The sequence below is a fragment of the Streptococcus sp. NSJ-72 genome (assembly GCF_014334035.1).
GTDB lineage: Bacteria > Bacillota > Bacilli > Lactobacillales > Streptococcaceae > Streptococcus > Streptococcus constellatus.
This window is the reverse complement of record NZ_CP060489.1, coordinates 94,141-120,551: the sequence shown is the minus strand read 5'-3', so window position 1 is coordinate 120,551 and position 26,411 is coordinate 94,141. Positions and strand designations below refer to the sequence as shown.

At 38.8% G+C, this 26,411-nt stretch carries 19 protein-coding genes and 1 pseudogene; 2 read left to right on the top strand and 18 right to left on the bottom strand.

Features of this window, described 5'->3' with window-relative positions; all coding sequences use genetic code 11:
- Nucleotides 1-15: 15 nt before the first annotated feature.
- Nucleotides 16-2,235: a penicillin-binding protein PBP2A gene (gene pbp2a, locus H8787_RS00640; RefSeq protein WP_187328016.1), complete on the bottom strand. Its 2,220-nt coding sequence runs from the start codon at nt 2,233-2,235 to the stop codon at nt 16-18.
- Nucleotides 2,236-2,372: 137 nt separating this feature from the next.
- Here pbp2a and H8787_RS00635 point away from each other — a divergent pair, with 137 nt between their 5' ends.
- Nucleotides 2,373-3,242 carry an RluA family pseudouridine synthase gene (locus H8787_RS00635; RefSeq protein WP_187328015.1) on the top strand — a complete coding sequence of 290 codons (870 nt, stop codon included), beginning with the start codon at nt 2,373-2,375 and terminating at the stop codon, nt 3,240-3,242.
- A gap of 40 nt (nt 3,243-3,282) precedes the next feature.
- Here H8787_RS00635 and H8787_RS00630 read toward each other — a convergent pair whose 3' ends face one another.
- The 9 genes from H8787_RS00630 to H8787_RS00590 form a co-directional block, all read right to left on the bottom strand.
- Nucleotides 3,283-3,492 carry a heavy-metal-associated domain-containing protein gene (locus tag H8787_RS00630; RefSeq protein WP_006269262.1) on the bottom strand — a complete coding sequence of 70 codons (210 nt, stop codon included), beginning with the start codon at nt 3,490-3,492 and terminating at the stop codon, nt 3,283-3,285.
- A 14-nt stretch (nt 3,493-3,506) separates the two neighbouring features.
- Complete coding sequence (locus H8787_RS00625) at nt 3,507-5,759, bottom strand: heavy metal translocating P-type ATPase (RefSeq protein WP_187328014.1); 2,253 nt, start codon at nt 5,757-5,759, stop codon at nt 3,507-3,509.
- 3 nt (nt 5,760-5,762) lie between these two features.
- Nucleotides 5,763-6,230: a CopY/TcrY family copper transport repressor gene (locus H8787_RS00620; protein ID WP_187328013.1), complete on the bottom strand. Its 468-nt coding sequence runs from the start codon at nt 6,228-6,230 to the stop codon at nt 5,763-5,765.
- A 267-nt stretch (nt 6,231-6,497) separates the two neighbouring features.
- Nucleotides 6,498-8,000, bottom strand: a complete 1,503-nt coding sequence (locus H8787_RS00615) for a zinc ABC transporter substrate-binding protein AdcA (protein WP_187328012.1) — start codon at nt 7,998-8,000, stop codon at nt 6,498-6,500.
- Between the two features lie 9 nt (nt 8,001-8,009).
- Nucleotides 8,010-8,816 (bottom strand): metal ABC transporter permease, encoded by an 807-nt coding sequence (locus H8787_RS00610; RefSeq protein ID WP_006269729.1) that lies wholly within the window; start codon nt 8,814-8,816, stop codon nt 8,010-8,012.
- Nucleotides 8,809-9,513 (bottom strand): metal ABC transporter ATP-binding protein, encoded by a 705-nt coding sequence (locus H8787_RS00605; RefSeq protein WP_006268902.1) that lies wholly within the window; start codon nt 9,511-9,513, stop codon nt 8,809-8,811. Before H8787_RS00605 ends, H8787_RS00610 begins: the two co-directional genes overlap by 8 nt.
- Complete coding sequence (locus tag H8787_RS00600) at nt 9,510-9,953, bottom strand: zinc-dependent MarR family transcriptional regulator (protein WP_187328011.1); 444 nt, start codon at nt 9,951-9,953, stop codon at nt 9,510-9,512. Before H8787_RS00600 ends, H8787_RS00605 begins: the two co-directional genes overlap by 4 nt.
- Nucleotides 9,954-10,064: 111 nt before the next feature.
- A complete protein-coding gene (locus H8787_RS00595; protein WP_187328010.1) occupies nt 10,065-11,480 on the bottom strand; it encodes a hypothetical protein in 1,416 nt (471 codons plus the stop codon).
- A 190-nt stretch (nt 11,481-11,670) separates the two neighbouring features.
- Nucleotides 11,671-17,919 (bottom strand): Spy0128 family protein, encoded by a 6,249-nt coding sequence (locus tag H8787_RS00590; protein ID WP_187328009.1) that lies wholly within the window; start codon nt 17,917-17,919, stop codon nt 11,671-11,673.
- Between the two features lie 263 nt (nt 17,920-18,182).
- Here H8787_RS00590 and H8787_RS00585 point away from each other — a divergent pair, with 263 nt between their 5' ends.
- Nucleotides 18,183-18,809, top strand: a complete 627-nt coding sequence (locus H8787_RS00585; RefSeq protein ID WP_187328008.1) for a TetR/AcrR family transcriptional regulator — start codon at nt 18,183-18,185, stop codon at nt 18,807-18,809.
- Nucleotides 18,810-18,994: 185 nt separating this feature from the next.
- Here the strand turns inward: H8787_RS00585 and H8787_RS00580 are convergent, their stop codons facing one another.
- The 8 genes and pseudogenes from H8787_RS00580 to H8787_RS00545 all read right to left on the bottom strand — a co-directional run bounded on the left by H8787_RS00580 (nt 18,995) and on the right by H8787_RS00545 (nt 26,401).
- Nucleotides 18,995-20,572: an ABC1 kinase family protein gene (locus H8787_RS00580; protein WP_049493837.1), complete on the bottom strand. Its 1,578-nt coding sequence runs from the start codon at nt 20,570-20,572 to the stop codon at nt 18,995-18,997.
- Between the two features lie 109 nt (nt 20,573-20,681).
- Nucleotides 20,682-20,960, bottom strand: a complete 279-nt coding sequence (locus H8787_RS00575; protein WP_006270381.1) for a phasin family protein — start codon at nt 20,958-20,960, stop codon at nt 20,682-20,684.
- A 148-nt stretch (nt 20,961-21,108) separates the two neighbouring features.
- On the bottom strand, nt 21,109-21,471 hold the full coding sequence (locus H8787_RS00570) for a DUF1304 domain-containing protein (protein WP_115262774.1): 363 nt from the start codon (nt 21,469-21,471) through the stop codon (nt 21,109-21,111).
- Between the two features lie 12 nt (nt 21,472-21,483).
- Nucleotides 21,484-21,846 (bottom strand): annotated as a pseudogene (locus H8787_RS10195) (MarR family winged helix-turn-helix transcriptional regulator).
- A 139-nt stretch (nt 21,847-21,985) separates the two neighbouring features.
- A complete protein-coding gene (locus H8787_RS00560) occupies nt 21,986-22,597 on the bottom strand; it encodes an HAD-IA family hydrolase (RefSeq protein ID WP_187328007.1) in 612 nt (203 codons plus the stop codon).
- Nucleotides 22,594-23,871, bottom strand: a complete 1,278-nt coding sequence (locus tag H8787_RS00555) for an MATE family efflux transporter (protein WP_187328006.1) — start codon at nt 23,869-23,871, stop codon at nt 22,594-22,596. Before H8787_RS00555 ends, H8787_RS00560 begins: the two co-directional genes overlap by 4 nt.
- A 119-nt stretch (nt 23,872-23,990) precedes the next feature.
- Nucleotides 23,991-25,475 (bottom strand): threonine synthase, encoded by a 1,485-nt coding sequence (gene thrC / locus H8787_RS00550; protein WP_187328005.1) that lies wholly within the window; start codon nt 25,473-25,475, stop codon nt 23,991-23,993.
- A 302-nt stretch (nt 25,476-25,777) separates the two neighbouring features.
- Entirely contained in the window at nt 25,778-26,401 is a 624-nt protein-coding gene (locus tag H8787_RS00545; RefSeq protein WP_187328004.1) for a V-type ATP synthase subunit D, read from the bottom strand.
- Nucleotides 26,402-26,411: the final 10 nt, after the last annotated feature.

Below are 26,411 nucleotides of genomic sequence, written 5' to 3'. Positions count from 1 at the left end.
CCGTTTTTGACAAGTCTATTGGAACCAACTCTTGACTGTATCCCAAAGATTTTTCGCTTTTTCAGGAATTTTAGCATCATCAATTGCTTTTTTAGCTTGGTCAACCAAGTTCTTAGCTTTATCCTGCACATCTTTCAAGACATCTGAACGATTGTCACTTTGATTCGTAGTGTTATTTGTACCACTCGTATCAACCGGTGCAATACCATTTTTTGCATAGGCATTTTCATCACCGAACTTCGTACCCTTTGTATACGGTAAGATACTATTTGCCACACTTCGGAAAATAGCTGAAGCTTCATTGGCACTTGTGCCTGTTAGATAATGATTTTCATCTGTCTTTGGAAAACCTAACCACTGACTGATAACCACATCTGGCGTGTAACCAATAACCCATTGGTCTCCTGATAAATCTGGATTAAAGTTAGTTTCTGTCGTTCCCGTCTTTCCAGCCATAGTATAGCCATAAGGTGCTGCATACACACCAGTACCATTGGTAAATGTTCCCAGCATCATACTCGTCATTTTTTCTGTTGTTGAGCGGTTGAGTACTCGAGTCGAGGTGGATTTATGAGTTTTAACGACTTGCCCACTAGCATTTTCAATTTTGGTAATCAAATGCGCATCATTCATAACCCCATTATTTGCAAAAGTAGAATAAGCTTGTGCCATTTGCAGTGGATTAGTTGTTACGCCACTACCAAGAGCTACCCCAAGGGTCTGACTCACTTTATCCATATTCAGGCCAAATTTTTTACCATATTCAAAAACCTTTTTCAGCCCCAATTCATTGGCAGCCGCAACTGCGGGAATATTTAAGGATTGTGCTAAAGCCTGATACATTGGTACAGTCGGACTGGATTGAATCCCAGCATAGTTATTCACGGTATAATTTCCATACGTTGTTGTACTATTATCCAATTCTTTATTGATAGACCAACCTGCATCAACTGCGGGGCTGTACACAACCAAGGGCTTAATGGTAGAGCCCGGACTTCTTGAAGATTGTGTGGCATAGTTGAAACTTCTAAAACCAGCACTGGTACTATTGATTTGGCCGACAAGAGCACGAACACCACCTGTCTTTGGATCAAGTGCTACACTTCCTGATTGAGCTCGTGTACCATCTGCTGCTTGTGGAAATAAATCTTTACGATCATAGATAACTTGCATGCTAGCTTGGTAATTTTGATCTAGCTCTGTGTAAATGCGATAGCCGTTATTGACAATATCAGCTTCTGTCAAGCCATAATCACGTACTGCTTCATTGATAACCGCATCAAAGTAAGACGGATAACGATAATCTGCCGATTTTCCTGTATAAGCATCTACCAATTGACTACCTAAACCATTTGCTGCTGCTTGGTTTGCAGTATTTTGATTGATATAACCTGCTGCTACCATATTTTGTAAAACGGTATTGCGTCGATTCGTTGCGTTTTTGATAGAAGCAAGCGGATTATATAGTTCCGGTCCTTTGAGCATTCCTGCTAAAGTAGCAGATTGGTCGAGGGTCAACTGACTGGCAGATACGCCGAAGTACTTTTTAGAGGCATCTTCTACACCCCACACACCATTCCCAAAGTAAGAATTGTTGAGGTACATAGTGAGAATCTGCTTTTTACTATATTTTTTAGTTAATTCTAAAGCTAGGAAAAACTCTTTTGCCTTCCGCTCAATGGTCTGATCCTGAGATAAGTAAGCATTTTTAGCTAATTGTTGTGTAATGGTAGAACCACCACCAGAACGCCCAGCCGTTAAAATTGCTAGAATAAAACGACCGTAGTTAATACCACTATTTTTATAGAAAGAGCGATCTTCTGTCGCAATGACGGCATGTTGTAAGTTTGGACTAATTTTGGACAATTCTACGTAAGTACCCTTTTGCCCCGACAAACTTCCAGCTTTTTTTCCATCCTTATCATAAATTGATGTCGTTGCTTTCAACGCATTCTGTAAATCATTCACATTAGTGGATTTGGCAACATAAAAGAGATAGCCCCCTGTCACCAAACCAAAACCAAGTCCCAGAATCAAAACAATCTTCGTCAGGTGATAGCGACGCCAAAATCGACGAAATGGATGCTGAGAAATTGGCTTTTTTCGGCTTTTCCCAGAACGACTCAAATGTGATTCGCTTTCTTCCACCTCTGTCACCTCTTGATGGTTGCACTCAGGACTGTCCTTTTTAAAATGATTCACTACTATTTCAAATAATTCACTCAATTTTTTCATATCCCTATTCTATCACCTTCTCCATATCCAGACAAGAAAGGACCTCTTATCAAGCGTTTCGTTTAGAAAACTTTAAGAAATTGTTCAAGAGTTAGCTGACTATTTGCAATCATCTACTATTTTGTTACAATAAAATCATGCATTTTACAATTACGATTCCACAAGGTCTGCCAGAGATGACAGTCAAAGAACTGCTGGAAAAACAGTTTCTGATTCCACGGAAGATTCGCCATTTTTTGCGTATCAAAAAACATGTCTTCGTCAATCAAAAACCGATTAACTGGCAGAGCATTGTCCACCTACATGATAAAATTACATTGATTTTTGACGAAGAAGATTGTCCGGAAAAGTCTATTTTAATGGGTAAAGCTAATCTTGTGGAAGAATTATATCAAGATGAACACATCATCATTGTCAATAAACCTGAAGGTATGAAAACACATGCCAATGAACCGACAGAGCTGGCGCTTTTAAATCATGTCTCTGCTTATGTTGGAAGTACGTGCTATGTCGTTCATCGCTTGGACAAGGAAACTAGTGGGGCTGTCCTTTTTGCTAAAAATCCATTTATCCTGCCAATCTTAAATCGATTGCTAGAAAACAAAGAAATTTCTCGCGAATATTGGGCTTTGGTACAAGGAACTTTCCCAAAAAAACATCAAATCTATACGGATAAAATCGGGCGCAATCGTCATGATCGCAGAAAACGTCTGGTGGATCACAAGAACGGTCAATACGCTGAAACACAGGTCACCAAGCTCAAAGAGATTGGAAACAATACCCTCATCAAGTGCCAGCTTAAAACTGGACGAACTCATCAAATTCGGGTACATCTAGCTCACCACGGATATCCTATCATTGGTGATCCACTGTACAATTCGCAAAATACAGAGCGTCTCATGCTCCATGCTCATCGCTTAACGTTCACACATCCTTTTACACTTGAAAAACTAAGTATTGAAGCCTTTTCCGAAAGTTTTGAAGAGGGATTAAAGAAAGAAAACTAAAAACGGACAGGCGTCAGTATATTTGCCTGTCCGTTTTTAATTATGCAACATCAACAACTTTATAAATTGTTTTAGCAAGTGCTGCTTGGTAGTCTTCTGCGCTGTAAATGTGATCCGTGGTTACAGTAGCAACCTTTGTGTCTAAATCAATTTGAACATCCGATACACCTTCCATTTTCAGAAAGTGCTCAGTGACGTGTTTTACGCAATTTTGACAAGATATATTTTCTAAAGTGATGATTTGTTTCACGATGAATTCTCCTTTTATGATTTTATTTTAAAACGCCGCAAACGTAGCGCATTGGTGACGACAGAAACCGAGCTAAAGCTCATGGCAAGACCAGCTAACATAGGATTAAGCAGCGGACCGCCAAATACATGCAAGAGTCCCATTGCGACCGGTATTCCTAGAGTATTGTAGGCAAAGGCCCAGAAAAGATTTTCTTTGATATTTTTAATCGTGGCTTGACTAAGTCGAATGGCTGTCACCACGTCTAAAAGGTCGCTATGCATCAAGACAATGTCGGCTGAATCAATAGCCACATCGGTTCCAGAACCAATGGCAATCCCAACTTCGGCCTGTACAAGAGCAGGTGCATCATTAATCCCGTCACCTACCATAGCAACTTTCTTTCCTTGAGTTTGCAAAGTTCTTACGACATCTGCTTTGCCGTCTGGAAATACTTCTGCAATCACTTGATCGACACCAGCTTCTCTTGCAATAGCTTGAGCTGTTTCCTCACGATCCCCTGTCAACATCACCACTTCTAAGCCCATTTTTTGCAATTTTGCAATAGCTTCACGACTATTTTTTTTGATTTGGTCAGCGACTGCTACCAGCCCAACCAATTGCCTATCCAAAGCGACAAACATAGCTGTCTTTCCTTGATGTGATAAGAAAATCAAATCAGAAATATGTTCTCCAAGCTCAATTTGGTATTGTCTCATCAGACTTTCATTCCCAATCAACACTTCTTGCGCTTCTACTTGGGCTATAATTCCTTTACCTGAAATCGCTTGAAAATCTGTTACCGGCGCCAAAGATAAGTCTTCTGCTTGAGCTGCTTGCAAAACGGCAATTGCTAGCGGATGCTCTGAATGTTGCTCACTACTTGCTACCAAACTAAGTAAAGCCTCTCGCGAAATAGTGCTAAAAGTCAGTACATCAGTCAAACTGGGCTTTCCTTCTGTAATCGTACCTGTTTTATCTAGAACAATAACATCTACCAAATGAGCCGCTTCAAGAGCTTCCCCAGACTTAATCAAGACACCATTTTCAGCTCCTTTTCCCGTACCTACCATAATAGCCGTCGGAGTAGCTAAGCCAAGCGCACAAGGACAAGCAATAACCAACACCGCAATAAAGATAGAAAGTGAGAATTGCAAACTCTCTCCCGCCAGAAAGTACCACAACAGAGCTGCTAAAACTGCCAAGCCTAAGACAAGTGGCACAAAGTAAAGCGAGATTTTATCTGCCATAGCCGCAATAGGCGCTTTTGACCCTTGCGCTTCCTCTACCAAATGAACAATCTGAGCTAAAGTCGTGTCTGAACTGACTTTGGTTGCTTTATAATCAATAGAACCCGTTTGATTTATAGTGGCACTCGTAATCACATCTCCGACATTTTTTTCAACAGGAACACTTTCACCTGTCATCATAGACTCATCCACATAGGTTTGTCCAGATATAACCACACCGTCAACCGGCATACGTTCTCCCGGCTTAATTCGAACAATGTCTCCCACCTTGATGTCTTCCGTATCAATTGTTACGACTTCGCCATAACGGATCACAGTTGCCTGATTGGGTACTAAGCTCATCAAACTTTGAATCGCTTGTGAGGTTCGTCCTTTGGCATTGTCTTCCAGATATTTCCCCAGTAAAACAAGAGTGATAATCACACCAACTGATTCAAAATACAATTGGTGTACAAAAGTATGATGCCCAAATAACACTTGAACGACCGAGTACAAACTATAAAGAAAGGCTGCACTCGTTCCTACAGCAATCAAACTATCCATATTCGGATGCCGTTTCGCCAAATTCCGAAAGCCACGCACATAAAAGCCCCAGCCTACCCAAATAGCCGGTAAAGTAAGGAAAAGCTGCGCCGATACAAAAGCAATGGGATGCACCGTGTGATCCAAAAAGGAAGGAAACGGCAAACCAATCATGCTCCCCATTGAAATATAAAGAAGTGGCACAGTTGCTCCTGCCGCAAACCAAATCTGACTCGCCATTTGGCGTACTTTTTCTTTCTTTTCTGCGACCTGTTTTGCATAATCAGACTGCTTTTGTTCTCCTTTTTCTGCCGCTTGGTAGCCAGCTTCTTTCACAGCCTCTAAGACTTGCTCACTTGCAAATCCTTCTTTGGGAAGAACTGTCAATTTTTCCGTAGCCAAGTTCACAGTAGCGTCTTCTACCGTTGAAAGTTCCTTGACTACCATTTCAATAGTCATCGCGCAGGCTGCACAAGTCATTCCAGACAATTTATACTCTTTTTTATCATTTTCCATTTCTTACTCCGCCATTTTGGATTTATTCATTTCATCTTGACAATGCACGCCGCAAGTACATTGACCCAGCGGACAATTGCATTGAACTCTTTTAGGTGCTTGTACCTGCTTTTCTTTTACAACATCTAGGATACGAGACAAATCCGTTTGACTAAATTGATTACTTTCTAGTATAGAAACCACTAAATCGCCATACTTGGTGTTACACATATTATCAAGCAAGGTACGCCAACTATTTTCCAAGTGCTCATCTTCTAAAATCAATGCATCATAGTAAAATTTCCCTTCAATCTTTTCCATTGAAATAAACTCTTTGGTTTTCAGGCGATTCAGCAAGGTTTTAACAGTAGCTGGTTTCCAATCAAAATCAGCTTCTAAACGTTCCACCACTTCGGTACTCTGGCTATGAGGATACGCCCAGAGCACGCGCATAACTTGCCATTCTGCCCTACTGATATTTTGTTGTTCCATTCTTTCTTATCTCTTTTCCGATTACACTTGTAATTTTCAATTCATTTATAGTTTACATCTGTAATCAGAAATTGTCAAGCAAAAAATCGAGAAGATTTCTCAACTCGATTTTTCTCATTTTGTATAGAAAGCAGTAATTTTTTCTTTGCTTCTTCTCAACTGACACAGACTAAAGCCTTAGATAAATAGGAGAATGAACGATAAGGAGACTCCCTTAAAATGAATTTCCTATTTTTTAAACTTCTTGCATACACTTTTCATCGTGCATCAATGCGCCAGCATTTCTTGAGCAATTTCTTGTCCACTTAATTTAGTTGGGTAGTAAGTTGGCCAATTTTCTAATTCGTTGAAAAGTGCTTCTTGACTTTCACCACCGTAGAAGATATGGAAATGCGCTGCTTTTGTTGGTGCAATATTATGGTCGCTAAATTGAACGTATTTATACTTACCTGCATCTGGGTCTGTCGCTTCAAACATGAAACGCACGCCTCGGTTTCCTTTAGAGTACGTCAATGTATGCTTGCCAACATATTTATAAGTATATTTCTTCTTTTGTCCGTTGACTACAAATTCCATAGTCTTATCTGTGATATTGATATGAGACACATCTGTCTTATAGCCTTTTTCATAATACGCTTTGTACTCAGCAGCTGTCATCTTACCGCTTAATTTTGCCTTGTAATCAAATACTTGGTCTAAAGTACCATCTTGTAAGTATGGATAAACTGATTGCCATTGACCTGCATAGTCAGACAAAGTACGGTCTTTGACAGCACTATCTTCAAAGTAGCCATTTTGTACAGTCTTTGTATTTTTTTCTTTTTCAGCAGAAATTTCAGTACCAGCTTGATCTGTCGTCTTTTTCAAAGCTTTCAAGTTTGATTGCATGATGGAAATGTAGTCTGCTCCATCTTTTGTTTGCTTTTCAGTCAAACTTTCAAGCGGATTAAGGACATCTAACTTCACACCTGTTTCTTTTGCCAATGTAGAAGCCAATGCTTGAGAAGCATTTTCTTCAAAATAGATATACTTAATATTGTTTTTCTTAATATATTTTGTCAATTCAGCCAAACGCGCTGCTGAAGGCTCACTATCTGGTGAAAGACCTGAAATAGGAACTTGTTTCAAACCATAATCCAATGCAAGATATCGAAAAGCAGCATGTTGCGTCACAAAACTTTTTTGTTTTGCATTTGCTAAACCAGTTGTATATTCTTTATCCAGAGTTTCTAATTTCTTAATGTAAGCTGCTGCGTTCTTTTGGAAAGTCGCTTTCTTATCGGGATAGCGTTTACTTAAGCTGTCACGAATATTTTCCACCATTTTAATAGCACGTTTTGGTGATAACCATACATGAGGATCGTATTCATGATGATGTCCTTCTTTACCATGATCATGATCTCCTTCCTCTTCTGTACCAGGCAGTAGCAACATCTTCCCAGTCGCCTTCACCACATTCACTTTACCTTTTTTCAAGGTTTTAAGCAATTTTGGCACCCAAGTTTCCATGTTTTCATTTTCATAAACGAAAGTATCTGCATCTTGAATCGTTGCAACCGCCTTAGCAGAAGGTTCATATTCATGTGGTTCTGTCCCTGCACCGATTAGCAATTTAACATTAGCAGTATCACCTGTCACTTGCTTAGTAAACTCATAAACTGGATAAAATGTTGTCACAACATTTAGCTTCCCATTTGCGCTTTTTTGATTGGAACAAGCCACTAAAAAGAGACTTAGTAAGCTTGCTACTAATAGACCAATTTTCTTCATTTTTCACTCCTATTTGATAAATTTTTTTAATAGATTCACTAGTAAAAATACACCAACAAAAATAATCGTAATACTTGCACTGGCTGGCGTTTCAGCATAGTAAGAAATATACAATCCAGCAATCATACCTACAAATCCGATAAAATTAGCTAATAGAATAACAGATTTGAAATTTTTCCCAAGCCGTAAAGCAATACTTGCCGGCAACACCATAATGGTCGATACCAACAGCGCACCTGCCGCTGGAATCATGAGAGCAATGGCAACACCTGTCACGATATTAAATAGAATAGACATAGTACGCACAGGTAGACCGTCCACAAAGGCTGTATCTTCATCAAAGGTCAAAATATACATTGGCCGAATGAAGAGAAAAGTCAACACAAGTACAATCGCCGCAATAACAAACAGCGAAATCACCTGCTCCGTACTAATCGTAACAATAGAGCCAAACAAATATTGGTCTAGGCTCATGGAACTGGAGCTTTTGCCCCTGCTCATCACAATCAAAGCAATAGCAAGTCCTGTTGACATTAAAATGGCTGTTCCGATTTCCATAAAATCTTTGTAGATAGTGCGCAAATACTCTAGAAAAACTGCCGCAATCATCACGATAATGACTGTTGAAATTGTAGGTGAAATACCCAATACCAAGCCAAATGCAACTCCTGAAAGCGACACATGACTAAGTGTATCACTCATCAAACTTTGACGACGTAGAATTAAAAACGTTCCTAAAATAGGTGAGAACAAACTCATAGCAATCACAGCCAGAAAAGCCCGTTGCATAAAATCATAAGTTAGTAAATTAAACATGGCTCACCTCCTTGTCACTCTCATGAACGTTGAAGCAGCGCCACGGCGAATCTTGATTTCGCACTAAATGGATATTGCGGTCTGCATATTTTCGGACTTCCTCTGGATCATGTGTAATCATCAGGACAGCCTTGCCATGCCGATGAGCACTATGGTGCATCAAATCATAAAATTCATCCTTACTACCAGCATCCATCCCTGTTGTTGGCTCATCCAAGACAAAAATATCCGGATCTGAAGCAAACATTCGTGCAATCACTGCCCGCTGCTTTTGCCCACCTGACAGCGAGCCAATCCGTTTATCGCGATTTTCCCACATACCAACTGCATCTAAACTGACTTTAATATGCTCCTCATCATGGGCATTTAAACGACGAAACCAACCTTTTCGTGGATAACGACCCGATTTTACAAATTCGTAGACAGTACTTGGAAAGCCTGCATTAAAGCTAGCAATTTGCTGCGGCAAATAAGCAATCCGCAACTTTTTACCAGTCGTATTTGTCTTAGAAATAGCGATCTTGCCAAATCGAGGCTGCAAAATTCCAAGACTAGCTTTTATAAGCGTTGTTTTAGCAGCACCATTTTCTCCCGTCAAGGTTACAAACTCGCCACTATCTAAAAAGTAGTTAATATGCTCCAACACAGGCTCTTTGTCATAATAAAAAGACAAATCTTCAACTGTGATATACCTCATCTTCCGATTTCTCCTACTAAGGTTTCTAAGAATTTTTGAATGATGACTTTCTCATCAGAACTATACTGATTGGCAATTTTTTCGTAGATTTCTATCGTATGGTGATGATGGTGTTGATGTTCAACTGCAACAGGCTTCGCCAATTCTGTCAAACGATAAAAAATGACGCGCGCATCTTTCACATCTTTAAATGGCTCCAACAACTCTTGCTTAATCAACGACTTAATGGCTTTTGTAACCGCTGCCTGACTGACATTCAAACGTTTCGCCAACTCTGAATTTGTCAAAGATTCCTCAGACAACAACATCAAAATATGCTCTTGAGTATTAGTCAATGGCATGCCACTCGTGCAAGATCCAATCAAAATCTCATGTTGATTCTCAGATTTTAAAATGATTTCATTTAAAAAACGATCAATTTCATGTGCTAACCGACTCATTTTACTCCCTTTCTGATTAACCAGTTAATTCTTTACTAGTTAAGTATATCATAAAGAAAATAAGAGTCAAGTGAAAATTTCAGTGTCTTTTTCATCAGAAAGGCTCGAGTATTACCTCAAGCCTTTATATAGCTTCTTTCGCGTTCGCTTTTGCCATGAAAATGGCTCCGACTCTTCCTTTGGTCGTTCCCATTTTTCATATCCTGTTCCTTCTAAACTTGTAATTGAATCCTTGGACAAATTTTTAATATAATCTTTCGTTCCATCTCGAATAAACTCCTGCGATGTTTCTCCATTCAAGCGTAACAAATTTGTATGTGGCTGCCAAATGAAAGAATACGTGACTCCTGTTTCTACCGAACGATACCGCAAATAGTGAACATTCTTCTTACTCACCCAGCTGTCTACCAACAAAAACAATTGTTGCCGATAGAGCAATTTTTGACCTTTAGAAAATATTTTTAAAGATGGAGTTGAATAATAAATCGTTTGACTTTCCGTTTTTCGAATGAGCAGGTAACTTCCTATCGGAGAATCGCTTGAATCCGTCGGAAAAATATAAAGAAAGAAAATGGGTAAAAGGAAAAATAAAGCTGGATACAAAATAAAAATAGATAGTAGCTGCCACATTGCACATCGAAAACTCCCTCTAGATAAAAATCCTACAATACGAGATAGGTTTATGGAAGTCACCGCTAGCAGAACCAAAGCAAACCGTGTCCTTAAAGACAACCACAAACTTGTCATCCACATTCCAAAAGAGTGAACAAGTTTCATCGCCTGTGAATCTAGCAATCTCTTTTTCTGATATAAACCATACTGTCTCAAATGATCTCCATAGTTGTGATTGCCTATATAAATAACTAACCATGCTAAAAACTTTTCTAAAGCTAGGACTGTTCCATAATAAAAAGAAAAAATCTTCAACCCGTCTGGAACACTCTCTAAAAAATAAAAATAGAAGCCAACGAGAAATTGAATAATAAAGATGAGAGATCCCACAATTGTCATTATATTGCTGATAAAGTAAAATCGCAAACACCTTTTATCTACATAATGTGCCACAACAATATATAAATACACTACAAATAAAGCAAATAATAACTGAAAATAAGGAATCCGATAAATCAATGTGTAATATAGATTAGATACCGTATTGACGACTTCGTTCGTGTCATCTTGCGCTAGATAAACCATGATACGAGTAATAATCAGTGGAAAAGTGAAGTAAACACTATAGCGATACAGAAAATCGTGCTTGTGCAGATGCTTCCCGTCCTCACCTCTAGCTTGATAATAACGCGTCCGGTTTAAAAAGAGATAAACAGGCAAGGCAACATAAAACAAACTTTTCATGCAACAACGTATGAAAACATTTGTTTTAGGACAAGCAGAATACTTATATACCAGATGCAAGTCCGTATCTTGAATCTCACGAAACAAGCTTTGATCCACCAATAGAGAATAAACGATATACAAATAGTAATAAGAACTAATCGTTATCCAAAACAGATCTTCTTGATCCATATAGACACCTCCTAAAATGCTGTATTTTGGGATAATTATAGTTATACATCTTTTTGAAGCATTTATCTATATTCTTTTTTCTCTATTTAAGCTCAAAAAAAGGAGACCTAATGAGACTCTCCATGTTTCATGAGGATTCTCACTAGATTTCCAATTTTAGACTTATATTTTTCCTACAAGCTTAATTCTATCAAGATTTTTTCTTAATAAGATAAACTGCACCAGCCAAAACAATGAGTCCAATGAAAATAGCTAACATATGAATGACAGTACCTGTCTTAGGTAAGCCCTTCTTCGGTGGAGTATAGCGATTTTCAAATGTCTTCACGTCCTTATCGTAGCTTACTTTAGCGTGCAACTGACCATTGCCATCGTCTGTCACTTCAACTGTAACTTTAATGACTTTCTTATCATAAGTGATTCCTTGAAGTTTTGTATCTTTTTCAGTGATGGTGTAATGATAGGTACCAGTTTTCGTGTACTCAATGGTGTCAAAAGTTACACTACCATCTTGAGCATTCTTCTTGCTTTGAGTAACTTTATCATCTTGGCCTTTCAATTCAAACTCAAACTCGCCATCTTTCAAAGCACGACCTGTCAAGGTTTTCTTAACAGAGAGTTGTGCGTTTGTTTTAGTAGCAGAATAAGTGTTCTTGAAGGTCTGATCATCTTTTTCATAAGCAACTTTTGTTACTAAGCGGCCTTGACCATCGTCTGTGACGGTGACAGTCGCTTTGATCACTTTGGTGTCATATTTCACACCGCCGAGCTTCGTATCTTTTTCGGTGATGGTGTAGTGATAAATACCTACCTTAGTATACTCAATGGTATCGAAAGTGACGCTACCATCTTGTGCATTTGTCTTCGTTTGGCGAACTTGATCGTCTGTACCAGTCAGTTCAAATTCAAATTCCCCTTCTTTGAGGTTACGACCTTCTAATAGCTTCTTAGCAGAAAGAGTTGCAGTGGCTTTATCTGCTGAATAAGTATTCGTGAAGGTGTTTTGGTTGTTTTCATAAGCAACTGTTGCATGTAGTTGACCTTTACCATCATCCGTGACAGTGACTGTTGCTTTGATTACTTTGGTGTCATATTTCACACCGCCTAAAGCACCAGCTTGTTCTTTAATGGTATAAGTATAAGTTCCAGCTGTTTTGAATGCCAACTCTTTAAATGAAATCTTACCATCTTTAGCGTTCTTAACGGTATCCACCACTTTACCGTTTGGATCAATCAAGTCAAAGGCAAATTCATTCGCTTCTAGGTCGCGACCAGTTAGCACTTTGTTCGCTTCTAATGTCGCAGTTGTTTCCTTAGCAAGGTAAGTATTGCGGAGGGTTGGATTAGCTGTATCGTAAGATACTTGGGCAACTAACTGACCATTGCTATCATCAGTAACTTTGACAGTCGCTTTGATTTCTTTCTTATCATAGGTCACACCACCTAAGCCATTGTCTTTCTCTTTGATGGTGTAATGATAAGTTCCGACTTTTGTATAGTCAATCGCATCAAAAGTAACACGACCGTCTGCTGCATTTTTCGTAGTCTGACGAACGTTGTCATCAGATCCGACTAATTCAAATTCAAACTCTTGATCGTTTAATGCACGACCTGTCAGTTCTTTGGTTACGCTTAGTTGTGCACTAACCTTTTGACTAGAGTATGTATTGTTGAAGGTTTGGTCATTGTTTTCATAGGTTACTTTTGAAACAAGCTGACCTTTACCATTATCGGTGACTTCAACTGTTACCTTGATGGTCTTGGTGTCGTAAGTCACACCACCCAATCCTGTATTTTTCTCAGTAATGGTGTACTTGTGAGTACCAACAGTTTGATACTTGATTGCATCAAATTGAACCTTACCAGCTTTGTCATTCTTCTTGGTTTGAAGAACGTCTGCCTTGCCGTCTTCTTTCAGTTCAAAGCTAAACTCGCCATCCTTCAAAGCACGTCCGGCTAATTTCTTCGTGACAGAGAAAGTAGCATCGGTACCTTTGGCAGTATATTTATTTGTAAAGCTTTGTTTAGAAATTTTATTCTTACCGCTCTCGTCAAGACCGAGGTAGACGATATTGTAAATCAACTGTCCATCCTCTTCCTGTTGAACACGAATGGTAACCTTAATTGGTTGTTTATCGTAGCCAACACCTGGAACCTTACCAGCTTTCTCTTTGATAAGGTAGTTGTAAAGACCAGTCTTGGTGAACTTAAGAGCTTTGAAAGGAATCGTACCATCCGCTTTATTTTTAACTGTTTGAAGTAGCTTGTTTTGTCCATCGTATAATTCAAACTCAAACTCGTCATCTTGTAAATTTCGACCCGTTAAGGCTTTTGTCACCTGCAGTGGCACTGTGATTTCTTTTGGTGTGAACGTATTCTTAAAGTTCTTTTTACCACCGTCATAAGTCACAGTAGTACTTAGCTTCCCTTTACCATCATCCGTTACTTTAACTGTGACTTTGACTTTGCTCGAGTCATAAGTAACTCCTGTCAGACCATTATTTTTTTCTGTAATGGTGTAGTGGTACTCACCTGCCTTGTCGTAGTTAATAGCTTGGAACTGAACTTTTCCTTGGGCATCATTTTTAGCCGTTTGAAGAACATCTGGCTTACCATCTTCCTTCAACTCAAACTCAAACTCTTGCGCTTTCAGTTTGCGACCCGTTAACTCCTTGGTTACATCGAAGGTTGCAGAAGTAGCTTGAGTGGTGTAGGTGTTGTTGAAGGTAGTGTCGTTTTTTTCATAGACAATTTCAGAATGTAGTTTTCCTTTGCCGTCATCTGTAATTTTGACAGTAGCTTTTACTTCTTTCGTATCATAAGTAATGCCACCTAACTGACCTTTTTTCTCTGTAATGGTGTAGTGGTACTCACCTGCTTTGTCGTAGTTAATAACTTGGAACCGAACTTTTCCTTGGGCATCATTTTTAGCCGTTTGAAGAACATCTGGCTTACCATCTTCCTTCAACTCAAACTCAAACTCGTCTTTTTGTAGCTGACGACCTGTCAGAACTTTGTTCACTTCTAATCGAGCGAAAGTCTTTCCTGGAGTATAGCGATTCTCAAAAGTTGGGTTTTTAGTCTCCTCACCAGCTTTCGAATAAGTGATCTTTGTAACTTCAAGCTTTCCTCCCTTATCTTCGACAGTTACAGTTGCCGAGATAAGATTCGGTTCATATTCAACTCCTGGAACATCACCAGCCTTTTCACTAATGGTATAATGATAGATTCCTGCTTTAGTATATTTAAGCTCTTTGAATTGAACCTTACCATCAGCCGTATTTTTTACAGTTTCTAAAATCTTTTTATTTCGTTGTAGATCTTTGAGTTCAAATTCAAATTCACCTTCTTGAAGAGGACGACCTGTTAAAACCTTTTTCACTTCTAACTTAGCAGATGTTTTAACTGGAGTATAGCGATTATTGAAAGTTGGTTTTTTAATTTCTTCTCCATCTGTCATATAAGTCACTTTGCTAACTTCAAGTTTACCGGATTTCTCCTTGACTTCTACTGTTACCGTGATAAATTTTTGGTCATAGGTAACTCCTGGTGCAGAACCTTTGTTCTCTCGGATAAAATATTCATAAGTTCCTGCTTTAGTATATTCCAATGATTTGAAATTGACCTCACCATTGGCGTTATTTTTAACAGTTTGCAAGATTTTACCGACAGTTGGACTAACTTCAGTATTATCAACCAAATCAAACTCAAACTCTTGCGCTTTCAGTTTGCGACCGGTCAATACTTTCTTAACGGAGAGTTGTACATTTGTTTTAGTAGCTGAGTATGTGTTCTTGAAAGTTTGATCATCATTTTCATAGAAAATTTCAGAATTCAGTTTTCCTTTGCCGTCATCTGTGACTTTAACAGTAACTTTTATTTCTTTCGAATCATAAGTGATACCACCTAGACCATTGTTTTTTTCTTTAATAGTGTAATGGTATTCACCTGCTTTAGTATATTCAACCGTATCAAACTGGACTTTCCCAGCTGCAGTGTTTTTCTTCGTTTGGTGAATATGATCTTCCTTACCAGTCAATTCAAACTCAAACTCGTCTTTTTGTAGCTGACGGCCTGTCAGAACTTTGTTCACTTCTAATCGAGCGAAAGTCTTTCCTGGAGCATAGCGATTCTCAAAAGTTGGGTTTTTAGTCTCCTCACCAGCTTTCGAATAAGTGACCTTTGTAACTTCAAGCTTTCCTCCCTTATCTTCGACAGTTACAGTTGCCGAGATAAGATTCGGTTCATATTCAACTCCTGGAACATCACCAGCCTTTTCACTAATGGTATAATGATAGGTTCCTGCTTTTGTATATTCAAGCTCTTTGAATTGAACCTTACCATCAGCCGCATTTTTTACAGTTTGGAGAACTTGTCCATTTTCTTTTAAGTCAAACTCAAATTCATTTTTTTGAAGTTTGCGACCAATTAATTTCTTAGTTACAGAAAGTTTTGTGCTTGTCTTCTCTGGAAGGTAATAGTTTGTGAACTTATTCTTTTCTTCTCTACCACCTTGGCCATCAATACCTTCATACTTGACAGTTGACACTAACTTACCAGACGCATCTCTTGAAATAACCACTGTCACATAGATATCGTTCGGATCATAATTAATCCCTTTTTCAGGGTTTACTTTGCGTTTTTCAGAAATAATGTACTTATGCGTACCTTCTTCAGTATAGTTAATTGGATCAAATGTTACTTTACCGTTGACATCATTTGTTTTTGTTTGAATTGGATTTTGGTCTCCCTCTTTCTTCAATTCAAATTCAAATTCTCTATCTTTAAGTTTCCGACCAATTAATTCTTTCTCAATTTGTAATTGTGTAGATACTTTTTCAATTTTTTTATTGACGATATCTTTTGTTATGGATTTAGTTGTTCCAAAGTCTTCTGGTTTAACCTTAATTTCTTTGCCTGTTAACTGATAACCATCTGGCGCTTTGATTTCTCTAATAGTATAATTATCTTTCAGCAAATTAGGAATCGTGACTTTTCCTGTACTATCCGTAGTGAAGTCTCCTACAACTGCACCATTCCGATCACGTGTTACCCTAAAGACTGCTCCTGCCAAAGATATTCCAGATGTTTCATCTTTTTTATGCAAGGTTATAGAATAAACATAGCCTTCTGCACTTCCGCCCGCCTCTAGATACATGTTTGGGCGAATCGTTTCTACAATTTTAGTTTGACTTGACCAAAGAGTCGCAGTATTTTTAATAATTTCACCATTTTGTAATTTATAGTTTGGCTTCGCCTTATAGATAACATGATAGCCTTCACCAGCTTTTATATCACCTAACCTGATAGAAAATGATGAATCAGATAGAAACTCTACTGTAAATTGACTTGTAACCTCAGTTCTGTTTTTCAAAACCCAACGATTGTTTTCAATAACCCATTTCCCTTTGTAAATTTTAAAACTATTTCTAATATAGGAAATTTTCGGTGTTGTTAAAATATCTGTTACTTTTGCATCACGGATTTCTTTCCCTGACGAATTCACGACAAGATCATAGGTGATGGTACTGTCCGATTGAAAATTACCCGATTTTATCAAATTATCTTGTGATGGCGGATTTGGACCTCCAAATTCTGGTTCTCCCACCTTAATCACTTTTCGATTAACTGCAATTTCGATTGGAACTTTTTTCTTTTCCTTTACGATATGATGATTAATATAAGTATAAAAATAAAAGCTACCCTTGATATCTGATTTGTCTTCAACATATTTTGTATAGATCAACTTTAACGTTCGATTCTCTGCATCAACAGCTGCACGAGCCACAACATTACCGTTTTTATCTACAATATCAAAATCAGAAGATTTTTCAAGAACAAGTTCCTTTGGAAGAGTTATTGTTGTATAGTCACCCTCTTGAACTTCATTATTAGGTAAGGTAAATGTTCCATTTATTTTAAACCGCTCCCATTGTTGCAACGGTTTGTTTAAGGGTTTCCCATCTTTATCTGTAATACTAAATTGCGTAATCGCGTCTATTTCTTTTGCTGCCCTTTTTGTTTTAGGAGCTGCTTGGGTATCTTTAGTATCTTTAGCAGCAGGTGGAGCTCCTGGCTGAGTCTCACTCTTTTCCTCTACCTTACTAGCTTTTTGTGAAGATGTATCTTCTTTTACTTGGCTAGCATCAGAGCTTTCTTCTTTTGAGGTGCTTGGCTTATTTTCCTGCTCATTTGAATTAGCTTCCGCTTTATTCTCAGTAGCAGGCTGCTGCCCCTGACTAGAACTAGTATCTGCTGCCTTTGGCGTTGACTCAGTAGGAGACGTTGGCTGTTCAGTCGTTCCTGTTTTCGGAGATGACTGAGTTGTCACTGTAGAAGATTGATTCGACAATGTCTGAGCAACAGCACTAGCTGGTGATAAGATTGTTGAAGCCAGCAATAATGCAACCCCAACAAGATTCATCGCTTTTTTAATCATGACGATTTCCTTTCTATGGTTTTTCAGGACTTTGTACAAAAGTACAAAACTCCACTAATACCATTATATCAACTACCTTATAGTCCTTTCAATCAAAATGCTCTATATTTTAGTTCTATTTCTTGACAAACTGTAAAGTTTTAAACACCCCATTGATATACAACAGGATAGTGCAGGTGGTTTACAAAACGTAAACTTTTTCCGATGATTTTGCTAGACTACATATATTTTTTAAATTAGAATATTTATAAGGAGGGAGCAAGATGGTACTTAATACGAGAGAAAAAATTCTAGAGGCTTTTTTTGAGCTTGCTATGGAACATCCAAATAAAATGCATTTTTCTTTAGCAGAAATTGCCAAAAAGGCTGGAATTTCAAGACAAGCCATTTATAAACGTCATTTCAATGGAAATCATGAAATTCTAGACTATATTCATAAAGAACTTGATGCTGAATTTCGAATGATTTTTCAAACTTATGATAAGAAAGTTTATCCTGATCCTTTTGTCTTTTTTGCAGAGGTAGTGATTCCTATCTTATACACCCACCGAAAACAAATCAGCTGTCTTTTTACAACAGCAGCAGATCCATATTGGAGGGAATTTTTACGAAATACCTATGGACAATGGATTGAACAACATATTACGATTGACTATCAAAAATTAAACATTCCAAAAGAAAAGGCTGCTCAAGTTCTTGTTAGAGGAATTTTGATCTTTATCGAAATTTGGATTACCCAACCTGAACCTACCCCTCCTGAACAATTTGCAGAAACCTTTTTAAAGTTGATTCATTTCCCTCTCACAGACTATGTTTGTTTCAAGCAAACTTCCTCTTCTAATGACAAACTGATCGTTACAAATAGTTTAGAAGGTAAAGAAAAAGACTAGGATAAGATTGTACTGCCTCCAAAAGTTAGATTTTTTATGTCTAACTTTTGGGGTGCGGTTCATAAGATTCCTAATCTTAGATAATAAGCTTACAACATACAATCGTTGTATAGGCTTTTAATAATGATGAAAACGAGATAGATTGTAATTTTCAATAATTCAAGTTATCTCGTTTTCTTTTTATGTTATTTTTTTGTGGACTGGATAATCAGATAAAAAATCCATATCAACACCAATCCTGCTAAAGCAAAAAGACTTCTCGCTAAAAGCAACAGCTCCGGATTGAAGGTTAACATGCCCCCTGTCAATAATAAAGCCAGAAAGACAAGGCTTAGTACAAGACGATTGGTCAAAGATTCGATACGACGAAATCGTTGATTGTAGTCTATCAAGTCATGATTAACAACCAAGCGACCATTCACCACCTGCTCCACTAGCTGGTGGAGCCGTCTTGGAATGCTTTTCCCATGCCGCAGCAAATAGAGGAGTTCGATTAAGAAAGAATCATAACTCAAGGTCTGGTGTAAAATATCTGATTTCATATTTTCAAGGAAATATTGCTTGGCTAAGGTCATCAGATTTATATTAGGAGCTAGCTCGCGAAAAAGGCCTTCAATTTGCAAAGCGGCTTTTTCTAAAATTGCCATCTGAGAAGGTACTTGTAAATGATGACGCCTACAAATCGCCACCACATCCTCAAACATATCTGTAATCGACAAGGAGCCCAACTCTAAATTACCGTATTTGGTTAACATGCGCTCAATATCTTGCTCTAATTGCAATTTATTGATTGGTTCACTAGTAGTCGTAATTGTTAGAATAGCCTGTGTCATCGAATCAATGTCTTGTGTCGTAAAACTAGACAGCATGTCGTTTAGAGACACACGAAAACCCGTTTCCAATTCCCCTGTAATTCCAAAATCAATAAAATAAATCTTTCCTTCATAGATTAAAAGATTACCTGGATGTGGATCACCATGAAAAAAGCCATCTTTAAATACCTGCTTGATAAAGCTCAACATGAGTTTCTGACCAATATCTGCCAAATCGTAACCCGCTTCTTGTAAAACAGCATATTGATTGATGCGGACGCCAGGAATGTATTCTTCCACAATTAAGTGTGGAGTAGTAAAGTCTGGATAGACTTTTGGCACGCCAACACAAGGAATCTCTTGATTGTAGCGAGCAAATTCGTCCATGTACTTAGCTTCATTGCGAAAGTCAATTTCGTTCAAGAGAGTGGTCTGCAACTGTTGTAGAATCTTTGGCAAATCCACCATAGGCAGCAAATGCTTAGGAAAATGACGAGCTAGGCGAATCAAGAGCGCAATGTCTTCTGTAATTTGCTCTTGAATATGCGGACGCTGAATTTTCAGCACAACTTCATCGCCATTTAACAAAACAGCACGGTGAGTTTGTGCGACGGAAGCACTTGCTAAATGTTCCTGCGAGACGTCTAAAAAAAGTTGCTCAATTGGGCGTTTTAACTCGTCTTCAATCGCAACCATGACGGTCTCTTTGTCCAAAGGTTTGACGTCATCTTGCAACTTGCTTAACTCTTTGATATAGATTTCTGGCAATAAGTCACTGCGAGTGGACAAAATTTGACCAATTTTTACAAAACTGGGTCCTAGTTGCTCAAAAGCTTCTCGCAATTGCTTAGGAGCTTTTTTCTCGTCCAGTGGCTTCCTTCGTTCTCTCAGATTGGACCAACCAACAGCACTAAAGGCTGTTAGAATCTCTCGTAAGCGTTTGTTTGCCATAAAGTTATCCTCCTTCTATTTATTATTGTCAATTTTTCTTTCAAATCCTGCTTTTAGTTTAGCAAAAAACGCAGTCTTTATAAAGTTGTGACTGCGTTATCATGGAAGACTATTCTTCTGTTTTTGAAAGCCCTTTAAGCAATTGGTCTAGTTTGTCTTCTAATCGTTCAATATCTTGCTTGGTTGCATATACATTATCTATTTGTTCAACTTGACTTTCAGCGGTTTGTTCTTTTGCTTTGCGCTTTAATTCTGACTGAAGTTGCTTGCCTTCATCCACCGTTAAGCGACCTTTGGCAATCAATTCTTTGACAAATTCACTAGCTTTATCATAGGTCATGGAAGTCAATCCAATTCCTGCCAGCAAAACTTTTTTCAATTCGTCCATCTTGACACCTCCATATATGAGAATTTTTCCACTTTCATTATAGCGCTTTTGAGCTATTTATTCTAGAGAAAAATGAAGTAATAAATCATTTAGAGCACAAAACGTTAATAGTGATTCACTTAAACTTTTATAAAGGTTAATGCTATCCTTATTTAAACAATAAAATACTTAAAATAGCTAAAATAGCGGGACCTCCTTGGGTCAAGATGATTTTCTTATTAGCTGTTACTGCACCGTAAACCGCGACACCGATAACAAACAAAACAAAAATGGTCACGATTTCCAAATTGTGTGAAATATACAAACCATACAGTAAGAAAAGTGCTAAAAAGGCGTTGTAAATCCCTTGGTTTTTAAACAAGGATGTGACGGACGGGCGAGACAATTCTTCCTTTGTCATGTTAAAGACTCGGCTGGTACTGTCTGACTGGGCGGCAATGCTTTCCAGATAAAAGATATAGAGGTGTTCCAGTGCGACAATAGTTGCTAATATAGTGGTAATAAGTGACATGTATTCTTCTTTCTAATGTTTTTCCACGGTAATCTGATCTAAGCAAGATACAAGTTTTTCTAAGAGGGCGCTCAACGTCTTTTGTTCATCAGCCGAGAGGATTTTTTCCATTTGCTTTTTGACATTTAAATGATCGGTCGGTGGTTCATGCAACAGTTGCTTTCTTGCAACATCCGTTACATTCACTAAAACCTCTCGTTGATTTTTTGGATTGCGACTTCGTTGAACATATCCATGCCCTTCTAAGAGCCTGAAATGTTGGGCCAATACTGCGCGGGATCGATTTTCAAGACTTCTTACACCGCTGCCTGATTACACGGAATATGATTCATCAAAAATGCCACGTTAAGCTCATTACGCAAAGAATTGCGCGATAGCCTGCTCCGTTGAATGTAGTTGATATAGTAGGTGATGAATGGAACCCTAGTTCTCCTTTTTAGTTTTGGTGATTCGTCAACTATTAACAAGTCAATTGTGGACTATAAAAAAAGAAAAGCAACTATTTTGCTTCCCTTTAACGGATTATCTTTTGTATATCTACTAACTGATTGATTTTTTGATTGATCGTTGGTCGGTAATCACAGAAATTGATGGATTGAATACTGCTGTTAAAGGCAACATCTACATCTAGCATTCGGTCACCGATATAATAAGTCATTTCTTTATTCAACTGATATTTTTCCACCAGATAATCCACCCCTTCTGGATCAGGTTTTCTTGCAAATCCATTAGCCGTCGTCACAATTTCTGTGAAATAATCCAAAATATCTAAATCAGCTAAAACTTGGTAGGCATTTTCCCCCTTGTGGGTATAAACAAACTGCTGAATACCTGCTTCCTGCGCCCAAGCAAGAATTGTCTTAGCACCATCCATAAGCTTAATTTGAGCATTCTTCTCTTGCAAGCTTTGCCCTCTAAATCGATTCATCTCTTCTGCATTCAAGCCTTTTTCTACTGCAACTGTTTCCAGCAATTTTTGAACAGAATGCCGCAAAATATAAGCATGGATACCCTCTCGGTCAAAGTCCAATCCATAGTGAGTATAAGTTTCTTCAATCCCCGCCAAAATAGCGTCATAGGAATCTAGTAATGTTCCATCCAAATCCCAAATAAAAGCTATTGTCATGTTCGCTCCCTCATTTTCCGTTGGTAGAGTATTTGTAAAAATAGCCAGCGAAAGCTATTGTCCAAAAGAGTAGCCGTCCAAACTCCAGGCAAGCCCAAGCCCAGCGTTACTCCCAGAAAATAGCCTGCTACAATGCGAATGAGCCACATACCAACCGTTGTGGCATAAAAAGGCAACTTAGCATTGCCCAACCCTTGCCAAACAGCTGTATAGATGACTGTTCCTGCTGTCATAGGCACTCCCAAAAGTGAAAACAGAACAACAGACAAACTAGCCTGAACAGCACCACCGTCAGTTGTATAAAATTGTGTTAACGGCTGCCCAAACCCAAAAAGAAACAGAGCTATCGGTAACATGAGGCTTAGAGATAACCAGTACGTCTGCTTTGTCAGCCTCCTAACTGCTTGAAGGTCTGCTTGTCCCACTGCATGAGCTACCAACATGACTGTTGCAGTAGCGACACCAAAGCTCGGCATGTAGTTAAACTGGGTCAGAACCTCTCCAATAGCATTTCCTGCGACGGCATCTGTCCCGAACTTAACAATAATAGCAATCATCACAACATCCCCAGCTCGCATCATCAATCGTTCCCCAGCAGCTGGCAGAGATAAGCGCAACAGTTCCCAATCCAGCTTCCAACTCCAATGCGACAAAGGTAGCGACAATTCTTTCCATAAAATGAAGACGCCCACCAGACGAGCTAAAATAGTTCCCAATGCCACTCCAACAATTCCCATGTGGAAAATAAAAATTGCAATGCTGGAAAAAAGAACATTAAGTAGATTGCTAAAAAAGCTGACATACATAGGCAGGCGGGGATTACTGGTCGCTCGAACCAAAGCCCCTAAACTTGTCATCATTCCCAAAAGAACAATTGTTCCTCCGATTAAAGCGAGATAGAGACCACCTGCATTAGCGACTGCAGGCTCCGTTCCCAACCAAGCCAATATTTGGCGTCCAAAAGCAAGCGAGAAAAGTCCCAGAAACCCACTCAGCATCAGGGTCAATTTAATGGCCTCACTAGTATGATAAGCTAGATTATCTCGGTCTCCTTCTCCTAAACTCTTAGAAATTAGACTGGATACCGCTGATCCTAGTGCAATAAAAATGGCCTGATAAATGCTAATCATATTGCCAGCAACCGAAACTCCTGAAATAGCCACCAGACCTAGACTAGCTACTAAATACGAATCTACCATTCCCATTAGCATCTGCAAAAAATTTTCCACCATGGCTGGCAAAGCTATGTTTAAAATCTTTTTATAAGTGGTCATGCATTATGAAACTCCTGCTTTGATTATACCCTTTGCTGTACGAGACTTGCAATAGACTGTTTATATACTTTTACAAGCCGAAAACTCTCAGGTGAGTCCCCTCTGAGTGTTGAAAATGGTTAAAGTCCTAAATCCTTTTCTACTGCCGCCTGCATCTGGCCAGCAGCAACAATCATTTTATGGCGGACTTCAGCCATTTCTATGCCATCCACGGCTGCTGGAATTGACACACCACTAAGATCATGTAACTGAGCCAAAGCTTCAAAATCATTCAGTCCGGTTTGTCCAGTCACAGCTTCGACTGCAACAACTGGGAATTTGTAAGGACTGGCAGTTGAAACAACGACTGTCTTCGTGTCATCACCTGTTTTGGTCCGATATTTTTGATAAACGGCTGATGCTACTGCTGTATGCGGATCTTCAATATAGTTAGATGTTTCATAAACCCGTTTGATTTCAGCCGCGGTCTCCTCTTCTGTGGCATATTCAGCCGCAAAGAGTGCTAGCATTTCTGAGTCAAAGTTGGTCAGCTCATACTGACCATGTTTTTTGAGATTGGTCATCAACTCTGCTGTCTTTTCGGCATTATTTCCTAACAGGTGGAAAATCAAGCGCTCTAGATTTGAAGAAACTAAAATGTCCATAGACGGGCTAGATGTCACCTTAAAACAGCGCTTCTTATCATAGATATGTGTTTTAAAGAAATCTGTCAAGACATTATTTTCGTTGGAAGCACAGATTAACTTGCCAACTGGAAGACCTATTTGTTTAGCATAGTAGGCTGCCAAGATATTACCGAAGTTTCCAGTTGGAACAGAAAAATTGACTGCTTCACCAGCTCGAATCTGATCGGTTTTAACCAATTGTGCATAGGCATAGACATAATAAACAATCTGCGGCACCAAGCGCCCGATATTCATGGAGTTGGCGGAAGAAAATTGCGACTTGTGTTCTGCTAGTTTTTTGCGAAGCACAGCGTTATTAAACATCTGCTTGACATTGGTCTGAGCATCATCAAAATTCCCTTCAATAGCCACTACATGAGTATTGTCCCCTGTCTGAGTCGTCATTTGCAGCTCCTGAACCTTGCTGACTCCGTCTTTCGGATAAAAGACGATAATCTCAGTCCCAGGAACATCCGCAAAGCCTGCCATAGCCGCCTTGCCTGTGTCGCCAGAAGTCGCCGTCAAAATGACAATTTTATTTTCCAAGCCGTGCTTTTTAGCTGCGGTTGTCATCAAGTGAGGCAGGATGGACAAAGCCATGTCCTTGAAGGCAATGGTCGCCCCGTGGAAAAGCTCTAGATTATACTGACCGTCTAGCTTAACCAAGGGAGCAATGGTCGGCGTATCAAACTTGTTATCGTAAGCATGGGCAATACAATCGTCTAGCTCTTGATCTGTGAAATCATCTAAGAAAGCAGATAAAATTAATTTTGCTACTTCTTGATAGGAAGCGTCTTTTAGTTTTGCAAAATCCAACTCTACCTGAGGATAAGAAATTGGAGTAAAGAGACCGCCATCTGTTGCCAATCCCTGCAAAATAGCTCGGCTAGCTGTCGTTGTATTGTTTGCGTCACGTGTTGATTGATAAACTAAAGTCATAAATTTTTATCCCTTTCGTGTAGTCTGTTCTATTATAACATGACTTATCAGAAAATTCTCGCATTTCTATGGAAAATACTAATGTGCGTAAACTTTTGGTTTATTCTTGCTTGCACGTCTAATCATCGAAAAGAAAAACAGACGTCAACTCATCAAAGCATCGTCCGTTTTGTTTTTTGATTATCGTTGTCAGCCATAGAACTGAATGTCAGTGACAGTGATTTTAAATATCGAGTATCCCACTACCGACTTATTACACAACATTATTTGGCTACCTCAGTTTTTTGAATACTCTCCCATCATTATTTCACTTTCATAACTCTCACTAGACTAGCTCGTTCAGCTTCTTCTAGCTTCATTTCGATATATTGAATAGTTTCTATGAGATCTGGAATAGTTGCATACTCTAAGCCATTGACCCGGCGGCGAGTTTTTTCAATTTCATCCGCCATCAACTGACAGCTCTTTTCAATCTCTGCTAAGCGCAAAAGATCTGGCAATAGGCTACTCATATCTTCAATCGTCTCATCCATCTGGCTGTTGGATGCCACGTAGCTATAAACTACATCTCCCTCATCATCACCGTAAGGATTGGCAATATGGGCATGCATCTTAGGAACTCGCACGCTCATGATATTTTCCTGTTCGATATGGAGATTGATTTCTCGCATAGGGACAGCAAAAATTTCTTCCACCATAAGGTCGCTTTCCAAAGCTTTTGCCAACACAAAGTCCTGCATATGACCAACTAGAGCTTCTTCAACTTTTTGGCGAAGGCGATTATTTTCGCGAACAGCTTCAATAAAACGACGCATCAGTTCATCTCGCTTATCCTTGAGAAGTTTATGACCGCGAGTAGCTGTTTTCAGGCGCTCTTTTAGATTGTTGAGTTCCATTCGAGTGGGTTTGATATTCAAACGAGTCATCGGCTCACCT